Origin of the sequence: Candidatus Uabimicrobium helgolandensis, from assembly GCF_041508025.1 — a bacterium.
Lineage (GTDB): Bacteria > Planctomycetota > Uabimicrobiia > Uabimicrobiales > Uabimicrobiaceae > Uabimicrobium > Uabimicrobium helgolandensis.
The window spans coordinates 7,228,504-7,247,024 of sequence record NZ_CP165719.1 but is presented as its reverse complement, the minus strand read 5'-3'; the positions used below and the strand labels follow the sequence as shown (position 1 = coordinate 7,247,024).

Annotated in this window: 9 protein-coding genes and 2 tRNA genes; 5 read left to right on the top strand and 6 right to left on the bottom strand. The window is 34.1% G+C overall.

Annotated features, from left to right (window positions below):
* Positions 1-137: 137 nt before the first annotated feature.
* Both UABHE_RS26775 and UABHE_RS26770 read right to left on the bottom strand, forming a co-directional pair.
* Positions 138-2,357, bottom strand: a complete 2,220-nt coding sequence (locus UABHE_RS26775; protein WP_372366382.1) for an O-antigen ligase family protein — start codon at positions 2,355-2,357, stop codon at positions 138-140.
* Positions 2,358-2,649: 292 nt separating this feature from the next.
* Positions 2,650-6,657: a mechanosensitive ion channel domain-containing protein gene (locus UABHE_RS26770; protein ID WP_372366381.1), complete on the bottom strand. Its 4,008-nt coding sequence runs from the start codon at positions 6,655-6,657 to the stop codon at positions 2,650-2,652.
* A 209-nt stretch (positions 6,658-6,866) separates the two neighbouring features.
* Here UABHE_RS26770 and UABHE_RS26765 point away from each other — a divergent pair, with 209 nt between their 5' ends.
* The 3 genes from UABHE_RS26765 to UABHE_RS26755 all read left to right on the top strand — a co-directional run bounded on the left by UABHE_RS26765 (position 6,867) and on the right by UABHE_RS26755 (position 11,559).
* Entirely contained in the window at positions 6,867-7,424 is a 558-nt protein-coding gene (locus tag UABHE_RS26765) for a hypothetical protein (RefSeq protein ID WP_372366380.1), read from the top strand.
* 532 nt (positions 7,425-7,956) lie between these two features.
* The gene (locus UABHE_RS26760) at positions 7,957-10,734 is read left to right on the top strand and encodes a hypothetical protein (protein WP_372366379.1); all 2,778 of its coding nucleotides are present in this window, start codon (positions 7,957-7,959) and stop codon (positions 10,732-10,734) included.
* Between the two features lie 87 nt (positions 10,735-10,821).
* Positions 10,822-11,559 carry a TIGR02253 family HAD-type hydrolase gene (locus UABHE_RS26755; protein ID WP_372366378.1) on the top strand — a complete coding sequence of 246 codons (738 nt, stop codon included), beginning with the start codon at positions 10,822-10,824 and terminating at the stop codon, positions 11,557-11,559.
* Positions 11,560-11,631: 72 nt separating this feature from the next.
* On the opposite strand, the gene UABHE_RS26750 is transcribed toward UABHE_RS26755, so the two are convergent.
* From UABHE_RS26750 to htpG, 3 genes are all read right to left on the bottom strand, one after another.
* Positions 11,632-12,447 carry a hypothetical protein gene (locus tag UABHE_RS26750; protein WP_372366377.1) on the bottom strand — a complete coding sequence of 272 codons (816 nt, stop codon included), beginning with the start codon at positions 12,445-12,447 and terminating at the stop codon, positions 11,632-11,634.
* A gap of 44 nt (positions 12,448-12,491) precedes the next feature.
* The gene (locus UABHE_RS26745) at positions 12,492-14,261 is read right to left on the bottom strand and encodes a protein kinase (RefSeq protein ID WP_372366376.1); all 1,770 of its coding nucleotides are present in this window, start codon (positions 14,259-14,261) and stop codon (positions 12,492-12,494) included.
* Between the two features lie 97 nt (positions 14,262-14,358).
* Entirely contained in the window at positions 14,359-16,305 is a 1,947-nt protein-coding gene (htpG, locus tag UABHE_RS26740) for a molecular chaperone HtpG (protein WP_372366375.1), read from the bottom strand.
* 393 nt (positions 16,306-16,698) lie between these two features.
* On the opposite strand from htpG, the gene UABHE_RS26735 reads away from it, so the two are divergent.
* Together UABHE_RS26735 and UABHE_RS26730 are read left to right on the top strand one after the other, a co-directional pair.
* A tRNA-Met gene (locus UABHE_RS26735) sits at positions 16,699-16,771 on the top strand.
* A 40-nt stretch (positions 16,772-16,811) separates the two neighbouring features.
* Positions 16,812-16,884, top strand: a tRNA-Met gene (locus UABHE_RS26730).
* 6 nt (positions 16,885-16,890) lie between these two features.
* Here UABHE_RS26730 and UABHE_RS26725 read toward each other — a convergent pair.
* The gene (locus UABHE_RS26725) at positions 16,891-18,429 is read right to left on the bottom strand and encodes a prenyltransferase/squalene oxidase repeat-containing protein (protein ID WP_372366374.1); all 1,539 of its coding nucleotides are present in this window, start codon (positions 18,427-18,429) and stop codon (positions 16,891-16,893) included.
* Positions 18,430-18,521 lie beyond the last annotated feature (92 nt).

Sequence of the window (18,521 nt, the reverse complement as noted above, 5' to 3'; positions counted from 1 at the left end):
TTTATTGTAGTGTAAAAGGTTATTAATATCGCAAAAGAAGTTGGATTCAACTTCTTTTGCAGAATTGTGTTGATGTCATTGTTGATCCGAAGAGTGGCCTCATATTCAGACAAGACAAAAATCAATGTTTTGGAGTACTAGTTTTTTTGAAGAAATTCTTTGATTTTTTGCTTGGTTACTGGTGAAATGCCATGTTCTTCATATAATTCTTTCCAAGAAGTAAATCCTAAGTTTTTTGCTTTTTGTAGATAGCCTTGAGCAAATAGATCGTTGTTTTGTTCAAAATAGACTAACGAAGTGAATATTACTGACCAAGGATTTTTTGTGCGTAGTTTCGTTGCAGATTGTAAATATTTTAGCGCCATTGTGTAATTTTTTTGAAAAAACAGCAATCTTCCTAATAAAAAATTCGCTTCATAATTTTCGCGCTTCATTCCGGTTACCTTGAAATAAAGTGTTATAGCTAGTTTGGGCTGTTGTAGTTCTTCGTAGATTTTTGCCATACTAATGTTTGCTGTAATAATTTCATTGATGTTTCCATGCTTTGCTACGAATTCAAAATGGTGAAGAGCTGAAGGAAAGAAACGCATTTTTACTAGTGTATTTGCAATGTAAATAGTGGGAATTACTTTTCTCTTATCGAGATCTTTGGCCTTCTCATAAAATTCCATTGCTTTTCCATACTGTTTGATTTGATCATTTGCTAAACCTAGATTCATCAAGAAATTTACGTTTTTTCTTAGTTGTGGTGAAAGTTCTTCAACAGTATAGAAGTGTTGTAAAGCTTTTTTTCCCATTCCTAGTTCTAAGAACAACTTAGCTGCGTTGTAGTTTAAATTTAGAGAACGAGGATATAAATTTAAAGCTTTCTTCCATAGGATAACAGCTTTATTTCTTTTATTTTTGTGAATGTAAGATATACCTAAACTGATGAAAGCATTTTCAAGATAGCTTGCTTTTGTAGCTAGGAGTAAGTGGTATTCTGCTTTTTCAATTTTTTTTTGGGCAAGGTAACAGCGCCCCATTTCGAGATTACACTGTTTGTCTGGCCAAAAATCCTGCGCTTTTTGAAAATGGGATATCGCACCTTTATAATCACTTTCTTTCATATTTTTTTGGCCAGAATTGAAGTGAGCATTTGCAATTGCACGAAGACTTGCAATGTAAACCCCATACAAAATAAATGGCAATAAAAGTGCAAAAATGTATTTGCTTTTTACATTTGCGATAGTACCGTTTTTTGACGCTGCTGCTAGAGAAATAGCGAGTAAAAGTCCTGTAGCAGGAGCGAGAAAAATGCAAAAGAAGAATGCATTTATCATCAGTGATACGATTAGGACAAAACTAGGAAGATTGTTTTGCTTGTTGAGATAAAGGTTTTTTAGAGAGTAAATCAGTAATAACAAGAATAATAAAAGAGCGACTAAGCCATTTTCGACGAGAATTAACAAAAAACTGTTGTGCGGTTGCGAAACAACGCGTCCTTGTGAAATTTCATATTCTTGCGGATTGCGGTATTGAGGAAAATAGTTGATGAAATTTCCACTTCCAATTCCTGTCCATATGTGATTAGAGCTTATTTCTAAAGTTGATTTCCATATGTGTAAACGAACTTTGTTCGAATTATTTTCTAAATCAAAAATACTTGCAATACGTTTTTGAGCTGGTGAGTAAATAACAATAAAACTAGAAAATATTACAACAATTGCTATTGCGGAAAGAAAAAGCTTTTTGCGTTGTTGCGGTATCTGTATGGCGAATATTGTAAGTAGTATTAAAAAAGAACAGGTAAATGCGACATATCCTGCACGGTTACCCGTGCAGATTAAATAAGATATTTGTAATATAAAACTAGTGGTGAATAGGAGTTGTTGCGCAAAACTTTTTTGCGAAAAGAGAAGAGCGAGTGTTAGTACTGCACTGCAGGAAATGAAAGCTCCTGCAGAATTGATGTGTGAAAAAAAAGAAGTGTATGTTGGAAATGTGTTGATGCGTAAATATGAAAATATAAACTGATATAATCCATATATACTTGCTAATGTTGCAGCAAGACAAATGCTGTGAAAAACACTATTCATATTATCTGAATGAGAAAAAATAATAAACGCAATTGCTATAAATCCCCAGCATAAAAAATTTTCGCTAGAAAAAGGAATCGCCATTATAATGATAATAAAGATCATTATAATATGGCTATAACTTATTGAGAACTTTTTCGAGTTGTTGCAAAACATAACAATGCAGCAAATAACAGCAATGGAAAAAGCGGCCACTGTTTTAGGAATAAATTGATTCGTAAACATTGGAAAACATACAATAATGATGATTCCCCATAGATAAAGGTGAGTGTTTTTCATATCTTGTTCTCTCTATTTCTTTTTCATATTGTTCCCTGGAACCGTTTTGCCAAGATTGTTTTCCGACATTAGGTGATCCGCCAAAAGTATTTACTTGTTGGCATTTGTTCTTTTGTTTCTAGATTTGCTCTTGAGTTACAGTTGTGCTGTTAGAAAATAAACACTTTGCAGTTAACGGTCACTTAGAATTGCAAAGTATCCCTCTGCGGTATTTTGAATTTACTAAAACTACTCGTAGTGGTAGGACCTTAGTTCTCTGCAAATTACACAATAAATTACATCTCGGTTCTTTTTATCTCTTTTTTTTCTTTTTTCTTTTTCGTTTTTTGGTTTTTAAGTTATTTGTTGAAGAGGCTTTCTTTTCTTCGTTTTCCTCGTCCTCTTCGTCTATTTCATCGTTATCACTACTGTCTGTACTATGAATTTCTTCATAAATGTTATCATCTTCTGGTTCTACCTGTTGTTTTTGTTTCTCTTGGATAAGTGCTTCTTGCTGTTTTTGAATTTCTTGAGGAGTTGCTAGTTGAGTTTTTGCTTCTTCAAATGTTTTTTCTACAGTTAACAAATGTTGCTCTTGTTGTTCCTGTGATAGTTCTTTTGGGTTGTATAATACTCGCTGCGGAAATGGAATTTCAATGTTATGTTTATCAAAGTATATTTTTATACGTCTTTGTGTTGCGCGTTTTACTGTCCACTGATCGCCAGGAGTTGTTTTTAGCCACATGCGGTAATTAATAGAGCTACTATCAAAGCTATCAAGACCTTGTATTTCATAGTCATCAAGTACCATTGGACCTACTTTCGGGTCTTGACGCATGTCAATTGCCACCTGGTTAAGTATCTCTAGTACTTTATCAACAGGGATATTGTATGCAGTTCCTATGTTTATAACAGCGCGAGAATTTTTACTCTTATTACTTATGTGATGAAATGTTCCATTAGGAAAAAAGTGAACAGTTCCATCAAGAGCCCTAACAATTGTTAGACGCAAAGTAATTTTTATTACACATCCTGTTATTCCATCTATTTCTACCATATCACCAGTAACATATTGGTTTTCTAAAAGAATGAAAAAACCTGAGATATAATCGCGAACTAGTGTTTGGGCCCCAAACGCCAAAGCTAAACCGAGCACTCCGGCCGAAGCGATAATCGGAGTTATGTCAATACGAAATTGTTTAAGCATGTAGATTCCAGCGATAACAAAGACAACTGCTGTCCAAGTTGTTTGTAGTGTACTAAGGAGAGTTTGAGCGCGTTGTTCTCTTACTTTATTGTTATTATAACTTGAGGCTGTAACTTTATAGATTAAATTTTTACCTACGCGATTGAGTGTACGAATAAGAAGTAAAGCTATGATCGGAATAAAGATTAAACTCATTATCGAAATAAAAGCTGAATGTAAAAGTGCTTGAGCTTGTAAATGTCTAGTGTGGCTAATTTCACCTTGTAAGTATCTGCTTTGTTGTTCTTTATTTTGTGGTTTTTCAATAGGATCTAACGAGTACAGTGATTTTTGTGAATGGCCTGTAAGCTTGCTCACTTCTGGTATTATTTGACGTTTTTTCGATTCGATGCGCCCAATATCTTCTTTGTACCTAGCACTTTCCGTTTCAAGGCCTAGTTTTGATGTTTCATACTCTATTGCATTTTTTTGTGCCAAATAAGTAAGAGATGCTATCCAATTGCGAAAAACTTCGTCCACAGCTTTTGGTAAATATTCTTGGCGTTGTTCGTTGCTGAGTGTTTGTGGAAGAGATATTTTTGATGTTTCTTCTGGAAAAAAGCTATTGAGTATATCTTGGCGAAAAGAGCTTGGTTTTAATTTTGCTTCTATTTCCGATAAATGAGTGTTTATTTTTTTTTGTGGAGAAGGAAGTGTTTGCTCTTTTAGAATTTTTCTTTCTTCGTTTGATATTTTTATTAAGCTCTGGTTAATTTGCCCTCGTTTTTCGAGGTTTTTTATTTTTCTTTCTAGAGTTACTAAGTCTGCAAAATAAGAGTCTAGAAGTTTTTCTTGTTGTTTTGCTTCTTTTGAACCGAAAAAACTCAACATGTTTATCCACCAATCACTATTGGCGATTTTTTTCTCGTATATAGCTTGTTGGTATTGCTGTTCTTCTGTATTGGTTAGTTCTTTTTTGTCGTAGTTTTTGCTAAGTTTTTGGCGTTTCTGTAAATATTTTAATTTCTCAAGAATAGTTGATATACGCGTTTCTATGTATTTTGTTTTTTGATGAAAGATTTCCATATTTCGTTTTTGTTGTTCTATTATTTTTTTTGTGGCGTTATAGTTTTGTTCTAAAGTTTGTATTTCTTTCTCTACAACAAGAAGATCTCCTTTGGAGGGCACGTTTTTTATTGATTCAGGAACAGAAAGGATTTCTTTTTTCCCTAAACGAATTTGAAATTCTGTTGCTGCCCCATAAGCTTTTCGCAAAGTTAACATTCTCTCTTTCATTTGAGAGATTTGTAATTGCCGTTGTTGATATATGTCACCTAGAATTTGCTGAAGTTTTTTCTGTGCACTTTCTTTTTCTTGAGCAACGGTAAGGACGTTTGAGAAAAAATCCAGTTGTTGTTCTAGTCTTTGTAGTTCTTCTTCAGAAATTTCTTTGGGAAATCCACGTGCAATAATGGTTAACTGCTTCAAATACTTTTTTAGATTTTCATTGCTGACATTACGGTCCAAACGCAGAGAAATTTCGTATTTTTTTTCATTGGCTATTTGTTCGACGCTGCGAGTTGCCTGTTGATATAAATCTTCTAATGCTTGTTGTGAATATATAACAAGAGGAGATTGTATGTCGTGAATAATTTGTTTTTGAGTTTGGAGTAACATGTTTAATGTTTTTGCGGTTTGATCAAATTCTTGGATTTTTTTTTGCGTATCTTTTGCATTTTTTAAATACAGCGTTAGTTTGTTGTTGAGCTGCTTTTCACTCAATTTATCGACATCTATAACCCATTTTTCCCATTTTTGTTCTTCTTCGTAAGCTTTTTTTAGTTGGGTAACCTCTTCATTTATTTTTTCTAGTTCTGAAGAGATTTTTTTTGTTTTAGCTTCTACCTCTTGTCCTTGTTTTTGCCATAAGTCGATTTGCTTGCCATAACTTAATATTGTTTGCCGTTTTTGAGTTTGCTTACTAATTAGTTTTTTGTACTCTTCAATAGGTAGGTCGGAAAGTTTTTGTTGTGTAGCAGTTAGGTTTTCGACAATGACATCTAATCGCAATATAGAGTCGTAGTGTTGGTTAAACTCTTTTGTTAAGTCTTGTGTTTCTTTGATGAGGTCATTTATTACTGTAGAGGATGATTTTGATTTGTCAAATTGACTTTTTTTGTGATTTAAAATTACTTGCGTTGACTTCCAGCGCTTTTCTGCTTCAATTGTCGATGGAATTTTCGATTGTATTTCAATCTTTTTGTTATCAGGAGTGTCATCTTGTTGTAGTTGTTTTAATTTTGTATTTTTTTCGCTAATGTCGTTTATTTTTTTTTCTAGATCTTTTGCTTTGTTTGTAATTACTGGAGCAGTAGATGAAAGTAAGGCAAGTAGTGTTTCTGGAGAATGTTTTTCTAGTTCCTGTCGAATTTCAGCTTTTTTTCGATAAGTAAGTTGTTGTTTTTCGTAAAGATGTTTTTTTTCGCGTAGCTGCTGTTGTTGTTTTTGTCCGATTTTGATATTTTTTTTTATTGCTTCTATTCGAGTAGGGATTTTTTGCTTTTTACTTTCCCATAAAATAATACTGGTTTCAATGCGCTTTTTTTGCTCTGTTACACTCTGTGCTTTTTTTTCTATTAAATTTTTGGGTAAATTTTTAGGGGCAATTGATTTGGTTGTGATCCGCAATTCAATTTCTTTTAAAAGCTGCTCGAATTCTTGTAGTAAATGAATCACTGTTTTTGCGCGTTTTTTTGTTTCTTCTAACTGTGTTTCATATTTTTTGAGTTGAGAAGTTGTTTCTTCGCGTAAACTTTGTTTTTCTTGTACTCGTTTTTGTAAATCAACTAAAGATTCTATTTTTTCCTTGATATTGCTAGGTGTTACTGGTTGTTGAGATTCTTGATGAGATGTTTTGTCCAACTGTTCAAGAGTGCTCTTTAAAGAGGCCTCTAGTGTTGTTAGAATATCTCGGCTTTCGTTTAATATTTTTAATGGGTTTTGAAGTGATATATCAATTTTATTTGCTGTATCTAATAAGCTTTTGTTATCTAAAGAAGCAAGGTTTTCTTGTGTGTATAACATTATTGGTAGAATTGATATTATTGTAGCAATGATGAGGATTTTTTTATTCATTTGTGTACTTTCTCTCGCTGTGAATGTGCAGTCGTAGTTTATTATGATGATTAAGCGACGCAAACAATAACAATAGATAATATTGTTTGATGTTTTTCCTGTTAAGTTGTTTTCATGAAAAAGGTTTAAGCGTTTTTTAGGTTGTTTTGAATGTATGAGTTCTTAACATACATTCATTTTCTGTAAATATTTTACATGGAAGGTTGATAATGATGAAATATATCCTAAGTTTTATTTGTATATTTTTAACTCTTATTCTGACTAATTGCGAAAATTCTACAAAAAAAATAAAAACCAAAGAAGTAAGAGATAAGAGTACTAAAGAAAAAAAACAGACTTCAGCGGACGATACAGATATATGTTTAGAAGATGATTATAAAAAAAAGCAGAGTGATCCTGAAAAATATATTCGTTCTATACTCAACTCTGTTGATATTACGCTAGATTTTACTGATGTCTCTTTTGCTTATGTAATTTATTTTATACAAAAGACTGTGGATATCAATATCCATGTCGATTCAAAAGTGAACCAAACATTTGAAGTTGAAGGTACAAAAGTAACTTTGGACGTAAAAGAATTAAAACTAAAAACCGTTTTAGACTTACTAATGCAGTTTTATAATCTTGAATATCTCTATAAAAAAGATTTTCTTTTTATAACTTTCAAAAATTCCAAATCTATTATTCAACCTATGCAAAGTGAATTTACCACTCGAATAGACGACTTTCCTGGCCCTGTTGTTTCGATCAAGAGGAGGAATGATTAAGCAGTGGATTTTATTTTCACAATTTATTGACTATATTTTTTGTTATCTACTTAACTTTCGTGAAATATTTTTGTTGTGATTAGTCACTTATATAGTTAAAACCTGTTTGTTTGTATATTTTATACTAAAAGTTATACTAAAAAGATTGAGGTGCGACAAAGTAAAATTTCATTATCATTGTTATTTTTGAATATCTAAGTTATAATTGGTTCTTGGTTTAAGAAAGTAAATTTGGATAATTTGTTGATAAGAAATTACTTGACAACATTTGTAACGATGCTAAAATTTTATTTAGTAGACAAGGCATGTAACAACAAATACCCCTATCAGTACCAGCAAAAGTGATTTTCGCTTTGTTATATTTAAAAGAGCTTTTACAAAATAATATAAATAGTAAAACATAAGTACTATATGCCTTCATCTAATACAAATTTACTAAACAACCAACTAAAAGTGGTTCCTAATATAATCATTTTAAATAGCGCTCTGTAGACATATTTACTAGAAATATTCTGCTATTGAAAGGTAGCATATGAAGGCGAAATATACCCTAAATTTTATTTGTATACTTTCAACTCTTGCCTTCCTTCTATTGGGTTGTGAAAGTCCTGCAAAAGTGAACAATGAGCAGGTGGACAATCCACAAAACCAGGAAGTCGAAGAAGCAAAAGATGACAATGCTACACCAGATAATTCTTCTGAAGTAGCGCAAACCGAAAACAATACTGATGCAGCACAACCTGTTGATGTAGCAGAGAACAATGAAGATGTTGCAAATGCAGAGAACGAAGATGTTGCTAACGATCCTCATGAAGAGATACTTAGACAAGTAGAAATAAAAGCTACTAAAAAGAAATCTCTTGAAGAAGGCTACATTGATCACTTAATTACAACTGCGCGCAAAAAAATGGCTCAAGACAAACACAATGCTGCAAAAACTTTTTTAGATCAAGCGCTTGTAATTGATCCTTCGCATCCAGTAGCTAATAAACTTCGTGATGATGTAGGTGTGGTTCTTGGAGAAACTCCGTCAAAAAGTCGACGCTTTCTAAATGAATTTGAAGACCAAGAAAGAGTAAAAGTAGAGCAAGCCAAAGTAGATGCACACAATCATTATGACCGTGGTACAGAACACTTGGCAAATAAAGAATATGATCCTGCTATCAGTTCTTTCACTTCTGCTCTAAGTATCATCAGATATGCTCCTTACGAACTTAACATGCAAGCTATGAGGAGAAAAGCTGAGGCAAAAGTAAAAGAAGCTGAAGAAAAGAAGCAAGCTTTAGCAACTACACTACGCCAAAAAAGAATGAATGATGCTCGTTCAGAAGCCGTTCGTATTGAAGAAGAAGAACAAGCACGTCGTTCAACAGAAATTCGCATCTTACTAACGCGCGCTGGCGAATACTATATCAATAAAAAGTATGATAAAGCAGAAGAACTAGTTACCCAAGTAAAAGGAAAAGATCCTTTAAACAAAGTAGCAAAAAGATTAGAAAAAGATATCAATGATGCTAGACACGATCATATTTCTCAGACAACAACAACTAAGAGAATAGAAGAATGGAAAAAACTAGTTGAAAGTTTTCGTGAAGCAGCAATACCTTATTCTGATGATCTAATGTTTCCAGACAAAGACTGGTGGCATAATATTGTTTCTAAAAGATCAAAAAGTACTAACCTAAGTAGAGATGATTATAAAAAAGAGTTGAGTGACGCTGAAAAGCGTATTCGTTCTAAACTAGACTCTGTTGACATCACTCTTGACTTCACAGATACACCTTTTACCGATGTAATTTACTTTATACAGAATACTGCTGATATCAACATTCACGTAGATCCAAAAGTTACCCAAACATTCCAAGTAGAGGGTACAAAAGTAACTTTAAACGTGAAAGAACTAAAGTTAAAAACCGCTTTAGATCTATTAATGCAGTTCTACAACCTTGTATACATCTTCGAAAATGATGTTCTTTTTATTACTTCGAAAGACTCTGATCGTGCTAAAGGTAAATCTATACCTGTACTTCACCCTATTCAAGATTTAACAGCTCAAATTGCAGATTTCCCTGGTCCTGTTGTTCGATTAATCGAAACAGATGGTGGTGAAACTGGTGGTGGAGCACTTTTTGAAGATAGTGATGAAGGACCTGGTAATGTAATTACTGACGAAAAGTTAAAAGAATTGATTCAAGCAAGTATTGCTCCAGCAAGTTGGGACAAAGATGAAAACTCTATCGATATTACCAACAAACAACTTCTAGTTGTAAACACTGAAAAAGTACAAGATGAAATCCGTCGCTTTCTTTCTGATATGAGACGTTTTTCTGGAACAATGGTTGCTGTAGAAACTCGTTTTTTAGATGTAACTGACGACTTTTTAGAAGTACTTGGGGTGGATTGGAGAGGTATTGGTGATAACCAACTTCGCGGTAACAACGATCCAAACATTCCTGATGATGATAACGTAGTACCTATTACTGGTGTTGTTAGAGCAGCAGAAGACCTCGCTGGTGATCCAGATGTTGATCCCGATAACATTTTTACTACTGCTTTGAACCAAAGTGTTAATACCGCTGCTGGTTTTTTCTTTGAAGAAAACGTTGATCTTCGTGCTAGAACAGAAAACGTGGATGAACAAGCTTTAGGGCAGCGATTATTTGACAATGGTGGTTTAGCGCTGGAATTCTCGTTTCTTGATGACCTTGAAATGAATGCTGTTCTGCGTGCAGTTAAGAAAACTTCGCGACAAGAAGTTTTGTTTGCACCTCGTATTACTACTTTCAATACTCAAAGAGCTCACATTTCTATCGTACAACAACTTTCTTTTGTACGCGATTTTGATGTAGAGGTTGCACAGTCAGCTTATATCGCTGACCCAGTTATTGGAACAATTCAATCAGGTTTAGTTCTTGATGTCCGTCCAACAGTTTCTAACGATAACAAATACATTACTCTTGAAATGCGCCCAACATTTGCTGATTTAGTAGGAGGTGTATTCCAAGAAATCGATACTACTTTAGGTGGTGTTGGTGTTGTTACTATTCAGGTGCCGGAATTACAGTTACAATCTGTAGAAACAACTGTTCGTATTCCTGACCAAGGAACAATTATGCTTGGTGGATTTAAGAGTATTAATCAACAAGATCACAAACAAGATATTCCAATTCTCGGAAATATTCCTATTGTTAGTTTCTTTTTCTCTCAACAAAGAAAAGTTGATGAAAAGCGTCAAGTTATTATTCTAGTAAAAGCTAAAATAATTGATCTCGAAGAAAGAGAAGAACTTGCTGTAGGAAAACCTCGCTAAGTTATTATAGCTCCATCATTTGATGGAGCTATAATCTTTACTTCTTCAAGTAATTTGAATTTTGTAAAAATCTAAACAGGACCGTAAATGAAAAACAAGCTACAAGCGATTCTCTTTGATTTAGACGAAACTTTATTCTCTACCTCAGACTTTACAAGGCTAGCAAGATTCAATGCTGTCCAAGCAATGGTTGATATGGGACTTGATGTACCTGTTCAAGTATTATTTGATGAGCTACAAGAAGTTGTCAGTGAGTTTTCAAGTAATTACCATTATCACTATAATAAATTACTACTTCGTTTTCCTGAAACATACTTTACCTCTTTAAATAAAACAGCCCTTATTACTACTGCAATTATTGCCTACCACGATACTAAATATAAATATCTAGCCCCTTTTCCTGATGCTGTAAATTTTATAGAAAAAATGTATAAAAAAAACGCGACTCTTGGAGTTGTTACCGCAGGAATTACTATAAAACAATTTGAAAAATTGCTACGATTAGATTTGCACAAATATTTTGACCCGCATTGTATTTTTGTTTCAGAACAAATTGGAATTTCTAAACCAAACACAAAACTATACGAAAAAGCATGTGCGGCTATGGAAATAAATCCTGAATCGACAATGTATGTGGGTGATAATCCTATTATGGACATTGACCCCTGTAATAAGCTAGGAATGATAACTGTACTGATTAAAAAAGGTGGGAAATATTTACACGTTGAGGGTAAAACAAAAGCTCATTATGAATGTACAGATTTTTCTGAGTTGTACAAAATTGTCAACGAAGAGTTTGAACTAGAATTACACACACAATCCTAAACAGTCTTTCACTTCCGTATACCATTAATAATTCTTTGACTCTGACAAGAGCCAGAGCCAAGCCAAGTTAAATTACTTTTGCATATCTTGGAAATTACTGATGAATTTTTTTAGAGCATCTCTTGTTGCTTGTTCACCTACGTTAATTTGTACATTTGGATGAACTAGCCACGTATATACTATTAGCTTTTTAGCCTCTTCATTTTGCTTATTTCGATACAAACATGCTGCTAGGTTTATACTACACTCTTTACGTAGATCGATATTATCTAAACCTTTTTGTAAAGCTAACTGATAGTGTTTTATTGCATTTTTGTGTTTGGCAAGACCTAGAAATTGAATATTTCCTTGCTTGAAATCATTTATTCCACCATTCTTTTGCGATATGATAAAGTCTTTCGCTTTTGCTAGTTTTTGCTGTTTTACTAGTGATTGATCTGTGGTAATGGTTTGAGATGTTGGCAAGAATTCTATTCTGTTGTTAGTAAGAGTGTAGGCTTTTTGAGCGTGGAATGCTGCTTGTTCTGAGTCATTATTTAGATAGTGAGCAGCTGATGCTACAACAGCAACAGATGGGCATTCTGAGCAATTTTTTTTGTTTTCTAAAAAAGAGCTACTTTCATTTGCTAGAGTTTTACTGTTTTCAACAATGTCTTTAGCCTTTTGATGGATACTGCTAGAGGTAATGTTACCTGCACTGGTATTATTGCTTACTCTTTTTTGTGAAACATTTGTGGTTTCTTTTGTGGTAGTATCAACAGTATTGCTTTCTAATGTATTTTCAGTATTATGTTCAGATGCGTGTGATTTCGGATTATTGTTCAATGTAGTATTTTGTGCGCAGGACAGGCATACTAATATCATTCCTATATATAGTGCTTTCTCCACAGTAAATCCTCTCTTTAATAAAAAAAATTTCGCGATTTTGATGCTCACTTAACAACTTTCCATACTTCTTTTAGACGATTGATGCGAATAGTAATGTTCTGTTGATTGAATCGCACTTTTTTGGTAAAAGAAGTCTTTTTTTCTGCTTTTTGCTTACCATTTTTTAGAAATTTAATTGCAGAAAAGTAAATTTTAACGGTGTGAACACCTGGTGTTAAATAAACAGAAGCCTTGTTCTCTTTATTGACGTTAATTTGTTGGTTAGCAATGATAAGTTTAAGATCGTTATCTGCGTATAGTATTTTTAAACGAAATTCTTTAGCATTTGTTATTTCTTGTAGGCCAAAGCTTTCTACTGGTTTAGGAGTTGTTTTCACCGTTTTTGGCTGTTTGTTATTCGTTACTTTGTTTTGCGTTGTATTAATGTTATTCTCTGAATTTTGTTGAGTGTTCTCAGATGATTCAACATTCTTAATTTCCGCAGGTTGCTCTGAAAAATTATTTTGGGTATTGTTATCTGCGTTATTAACATTGCTTGAATTGTCCGCATTGTTTGCAGTAATTTGTGGGTTTTGTTGCGTACTTTGGTTGTTGGCTACTATGTAGTTTTCACTTTCGTTATTATTAATATTGTCATCCGTGTTTATGATCCATGGTAATAAAAGCAGAAGAACAAGAAGTAGTAACATGCATAGTACTACAGGATGTCTCCAGCGAATCCATGATTTTTGCGCAGCTTTTTGGTACTTTTCTATAGAGGTTATGGATGTTGCCAGTAAACCTTGCGGAGGAGAATCTATTTTTATGGTTATTTTATCTTTATCTTTATCTTTATCTTTATCTTTATCTTTGTTTTTTTCTTTGTTTTTTATTTTAGCTCTTCTTTTTGAAGGAGCAATTTCGTGAAGAGCATCATCCCACTGCTGTGGTAAAGGGCATTCCGAAAATGATTTAGCAGTCAGGCACTGTAAAAATAGATCTCCCATGTTTTCAGAATAATTGTACATTTTTTGTACTTTTTGAGCAACGAAAGGATCTTGCTCGTGTTTTAGGATTTCGTCTGTGAACATCACGCCTTCTTTAGTTGGTCGCTCATCTATTTTCATTAATAAAATTTCAGAGATTAGTATTCCTAATGCAAAACGATCACTATGGTTTTGCCAACTATCTTTTGCTGAAGATGTCCATGGTGCATTGTATCCATTTGTTCCTCGCGTTGTCTTTTTTACATAAGGAAGTGAGCTGTGGTACATTGTATCCCAGTCTATAAGAGATACATTCTCATTTTCTATGTATAAATTTTCGTGGCAAAGATCACGATGGGCACATTCGTTATCTTCTAATAATTTTACTATTTCTACGAGATTTTTGGCTATATTAACACGTTGGTTTTTTTTTATTTTTCGTTTTCCATCGCGTATTTCATTGCTGATTTCTTTCCAGGATTGCCCTGGAGCTTTTTGCATTAAAATGCTATTTTCTAACCATCTAGCTAGCTGAAAAGAATGGTAGTTGTTGGGTTTATTACGCAAGTCGTCAGGAACAAGGATGATTCTTTTTTTGGCCGATACAAATGCTGAGTGATCGGGAAGCAATTTGCGAATCGATTTGAGGTATTTTTTGGGTGGAAGGCAATTTTTATGAAATTTTTTAATGATCCATTCTTTACCTGTGCTTTTTTGCACTATGCTATACGCTGTTCCTTGTACACCTTGTTCTGAACAAATTTCTTTATTTTTTGCAATGGGTGTAAGCTGCGAATTTTTGATTACAATTGGCAGTCCACTTTTGCTCCAGCGTTGTATCGCGTTCATTGTCTGATTTCCTACAAGGACTTTCGGGTAATGAGAAAACGCACTAAGCGCTTTCTCATAATCATTATATTAAGGTGTATATAACACACCCCATTTGTTACTCTTCACTTTTTTCATCAGTGTCTTTATCAGTTTCTTTTGCAATGCTTTCACTTACAAAAGTAGAGGTTGAGTACTCTATCATTTTTTGCAAGCGAGGTACCATTTCACGTGGATTGATTGGAGACCCATCTAAAAGTTGAGCGTTGTCAAAAAGTTGCTCGCAGTAAGTTGTTAATAGTGGTTCACGAGGGTTGCTTTTATACATTTTTCCCATGTTTACAATAATGGGATGTTTGGCATTGATTTCCATAATGCGTTTAGTCATCTCAAATTTTTGGTCCATCATTTGCATTAGTTTTTGCATACCAACACCCATGCTATCTTTGCCGCTAACTAAGCAACAAGGACTATCAACAAGGCGGCTTGACTCTTTCACATCTGTAACTTTGTCTTTTAGAGCATTTTTGAAAAAACCTAGAAGATCGTCGAACTCTTTTTCTTCTAATGCCGGAGTTTCTTTTTCTTCGTTTTCTTCATTTTTAGGTTCTTCTATCGCTGATAAATTGATGTCTTCTTTTTCAGCTGAAACCAGTTTTTTACCATTGTACTCTTTTAAATCTTCCATTAGAAAGTCGTCGATTGTATCTACTAGATAGAGTACTTCAACATCTTTTCGGCGGAAAATTTCTAAATTAGGGTTGTTTTCTAGCGCTTCGCGGTGTTCTGCGGTGAGATAGTAAATTTCTTCTTGGTTAGGCTTCATGCGCTCAACATACTGCTCTAAGCTTACTGTTGGCTTACTGTCGTCACAATTAGAAGTGTTGAAACGAAACAACTTTACTAGATTGTCTCTATTATTGTATTCTGAACGATATCCTTGTTTTAAAAATGTGCCAAATTCACCCCAGAATTCTTGGTATTTTTCTGTATCTTCTTCTGATATTTCGACAATTTTTTCTAAAATCTTTTTGACGAGATTCTTGTTGATTTTCGGTATGATGCGATTTTCCTGCAATGTTTCGCGAGAAACGTTTAATGGTAAATCATCGGAATCAACAACACCACGAACAAATTTTAAATATTCTGGAAGTAAATCTTTGCAACTTTCTGTTACAAAAACTCTTTGTGCATACAAACGAACACTTTTCCAAGATTCAGGAGCTTGGTGTTTCATATCCCACGGAACTTTTTTCGGTATGTACACCAAACTATAAAAGTGAATAGGGGCATCGTAGGACAAGTGAATTCGTGCGAAAGGTTCTTCTTCGGAGTGATTTAAATACTTGTAGTATTCGAGGTACTCTTCTTCCTTTACAGACGAAGGACTTTTTGTCCAGATAGCAGAAAGTTTGTTGATTTGTTCCTCTTTGAAGTATATAGGATGAGAAACGAAGTCTGAATAGCGGCGTACGATATCTTTGATACGGAAATCGTCGAGATATTCTTCGGCATCTTCACGCATGTGGAGAGTAATCTCGGTACCTCTTTCTGCTTTTTCATCTTCACTGATGCTATATTTACCAAGCCCATCGGAGATCCAAGCGTAGCCGGTAGCATCTGCTGTATATGATTTGGTTCGTACAGTAACTTTATCTGCTACCATAAACGCAGAATAAAATCCTACTCCAAATTGTCCTATTAGGTTGATATCTTCTTTGGCTTCTTTTATATTCTTTAAAAAGTTTTTTGAGCCAGAGTGAGCGATTGTTCCAATATTTTGAACTAGCTCTTCTTTCGTCATACCAACACCACTATCTTTAATAACCAATTGTTTGTTATCTTTGTCATAAGAGATATCGATTTTTAAAGCTAGGTCCTTGTTTGCAACTTCTGACTCTGAAGTTAAAGATTGAAAACGAACTTTGTCTATAGCGTCTGAAGCATTAGATACTAGTTCGCGTAGAAATATTTCTTTGTTTGTGTACAAAGAGTGAATGAGAATTTCTAAAAGTTGTTGAATCTCAGTTGTAAATTCAAATTCTTCTCTATGGACGCTTGTCATAGCTTATTCCTTATAATTATGATACTAAGTGATACTGCCATCAATTTAATGTACTAAACTTAAAACATGTTTCAAGATTTTTGCAACTCCTTTTACATTTTTTATAACCGAAATTGCTAAAAATATTTTATAACAGGCTCTTAATAAACACGATTTTGAGCGAAAATTCAAGTTTTGACAATGTTGAGATTTGTTATTAAGATAACTATTGTCAGTTTAAAATATAAATTTAAATTGATGGTTTACTTTAAGTAAAACTTTTGCTCTATATACTTTATGTAAAATATATGTATGTTATATTTATAGTTTTTAAATAAAAAAACAAGTTTTTTTTATTTTTGTCATTGACATACTAAGAAAAATGTAGTACTTTCCTTAGCGTAAGAACGATGACGCGGGATGGAGCAGTTGGCAGCTCGTCGGGCTCATAACCCGGAGGTCACAGGTTCGAATCCTGTTCCCGCTACTCTTTTTTTACATATCTTTAAATATTACAGCAACAATAACGCGGGATGGAGCAGTTGGCAGCTCGTCGGGCTCATAACCCGGAGGTCACAGGTTCGAATCCTGTTCCCGCTACTCTTCTTAATCTCCTCTAATAAAATTTGGATGATAACGATAATATATTTCCAAATTTAAAATATTAATCGCAGTAGAGTAAATTCTTCCTCCACCTGAACACCACTTTCCTGATGGATCCCAACTTCCTTTAGCACTTCCAACTTTAATTTGATTTTTAACAAGCATATTTCGCATATATGCATTCCATTGATACCAAGATTTACCGCCAGTTAGAAATAATGATAGTGTTCCATGATACCAGTAATACATACTGTTGTCGATTGTGAAACGCAAAGACCATTTGGGTGGATAATTATTCATGATGCGAATTTGTTTGTAGGAGTAAGGATTTGACTTATTCATTAAGATAGAGCACAACAAACCTACAGGTATAAGAGCCTTACTTGATCTTAAAGTGTGAGGCCCTACATCTTCGTAACGAACTTCACCGTTAGATGTTGTCATACGTTGAAAGTGATTCCAAGTGCGATCAAAAACTTTTTGAGGAACTAAGAACCCTGCTCTTTTCGCTGAAACAAGCGCCATGACCATCCAGCCAGTGATCGAAGTATCATTGCGTTCTCTTGTTGGAAAAGCGGCGTAAGTCCAACCTCCCATTGGTTGTTGTGAATGTACTGCGGCGGCAATGGCTAAACGAATAACTGGTTTAAGATTTTGGCGTTTTGTCAAAGCGTATGACTCCGCAAGGGATAATAAAACCGTGCTGTGATTGTACATTTCTTTTTTACCAAAGAAGCCTTCATTATCTTGGTTGGCGACTAAATACTTTTCCGCTTTTATAAGTTGGTTGCGGTATTTTCCTTTTTTTGTTGTGTAACCCGCTCCCAAAAAAGCTAAATAAGCTAACGCTGTTACTCCAGGGCTATATTTTTTATAACCTCGTCCCCAGCATTCTTTTGGATTAGAGTGTTTTGAGAAATGCACAGTATTCCATTTACCATCATAGTCTTGATGTTTACTAAGCCACTCTAAACCTAACTCAACGCTATTTTCACTTGCAGCGCTCCCTCCATACTGAGCAACCGCTTTCTTACGTCCTTTGCCGTTGCGCAAAGAGTATACCTTGCGGCTTCGTTTACCTTGCCCACTTATTTTTTTTACAACTTTCTGAGTGGAAGATTGCGAAGCTTTGCTACTACTTTCTCCGCCAAGTCCTAACAATTGTGCAATGTTTTTATTTTTTGTTGGAGAGGTATTTTCATTGGGATTTTTAGCATTCTCTTCTGTATTTGTTTGTTTTTTTACTTCTGCGGTTTGCTCTTTGTTTTCTTGTTGCTCAGTGGCTTCTTGTTCCTGTTCTTTCTCTAGAGATTTTTCAGGTGTTTCCTCTGACTTCTCTGCCGATTTTTCTTTAGATTTGTTTTTCGATTTTTGAGCATCAAGGTAGCCGAAATTTTCTATAGAAATGGTATACTCTTGACGCCCTGTGGCTTTCTTTTCTTGAGAAAAATATACATAGTTAAAAAAAGAAAATGTAAGCATATGCCACACAAAAGAGAATAGCCATATGAGAGCAAACAGCTTGATCGATACGCTAACCATGTGTACTCTACTTTGTTGTTTGTGCCTGTTGACATTCATAAAAAAGCCTTTGCAGTGGAGGACTTTGCCAAGAAATACTGTTTCTGAAACTA

Bases quoted from the DNA above. Each gene is read 5' to 3' on its own strand.
- UABHE_RS26765 (WP_372366380.1), top strand. From the start codon at position 6,867: ATGATGAAATATATCCTAAGTTTTATTTGTATATTTTTAACTCTTATT.
- UABHE_RS26755 (WP_372366378.1), top strand. From the start codon at position 10,822: ATGAAAAACAAGCTACAAGCGATTCTCTTTGATTTAGACGAAACTTTA.
- htpG (WP_372366375.1), bottom strand. From the start codon at position 16,305: ATGACAAGCGTCCATAGAGAAGAATTTGAATTTACAACTGAGATTCAA.
- UABHE_RS26775 (WP_372366382.1), bottom strand. From the start codon at position 2,357: ATGAAAAACACTCACCTTTATCTATGGGGAATCATCATTATTGTATGT.
- UABHE_RS26770 (WP_372366381.1), bottom strand. From the start codon at position 6,657: ATGAATAAAAAAATCCTCATCATTGCTACAATAATATCAATTCTACCA.
- UABHE_RS26725 (WP_372366374.1), bottom strand. From the start codon at position 18,429: ATGGTTAGCGTATCGATCAAGCTGTTTGCTCTCATATGGCTATTCTCT.
- UABHE_RS26745 (WP_372366376.1), bottom strand. From the start codon at position 14,261: ATGAACGCGATACAACGCTGGAGCAAAAGTGGACTGCCAATTGTAATC.
- UABHE_RS26760 (WP_372366379.1), top strand. From the start codon at position 7,957: ATGAAGGCGAAATATACCCTAAATTTTATTTGTATACTTTCAACTCTT.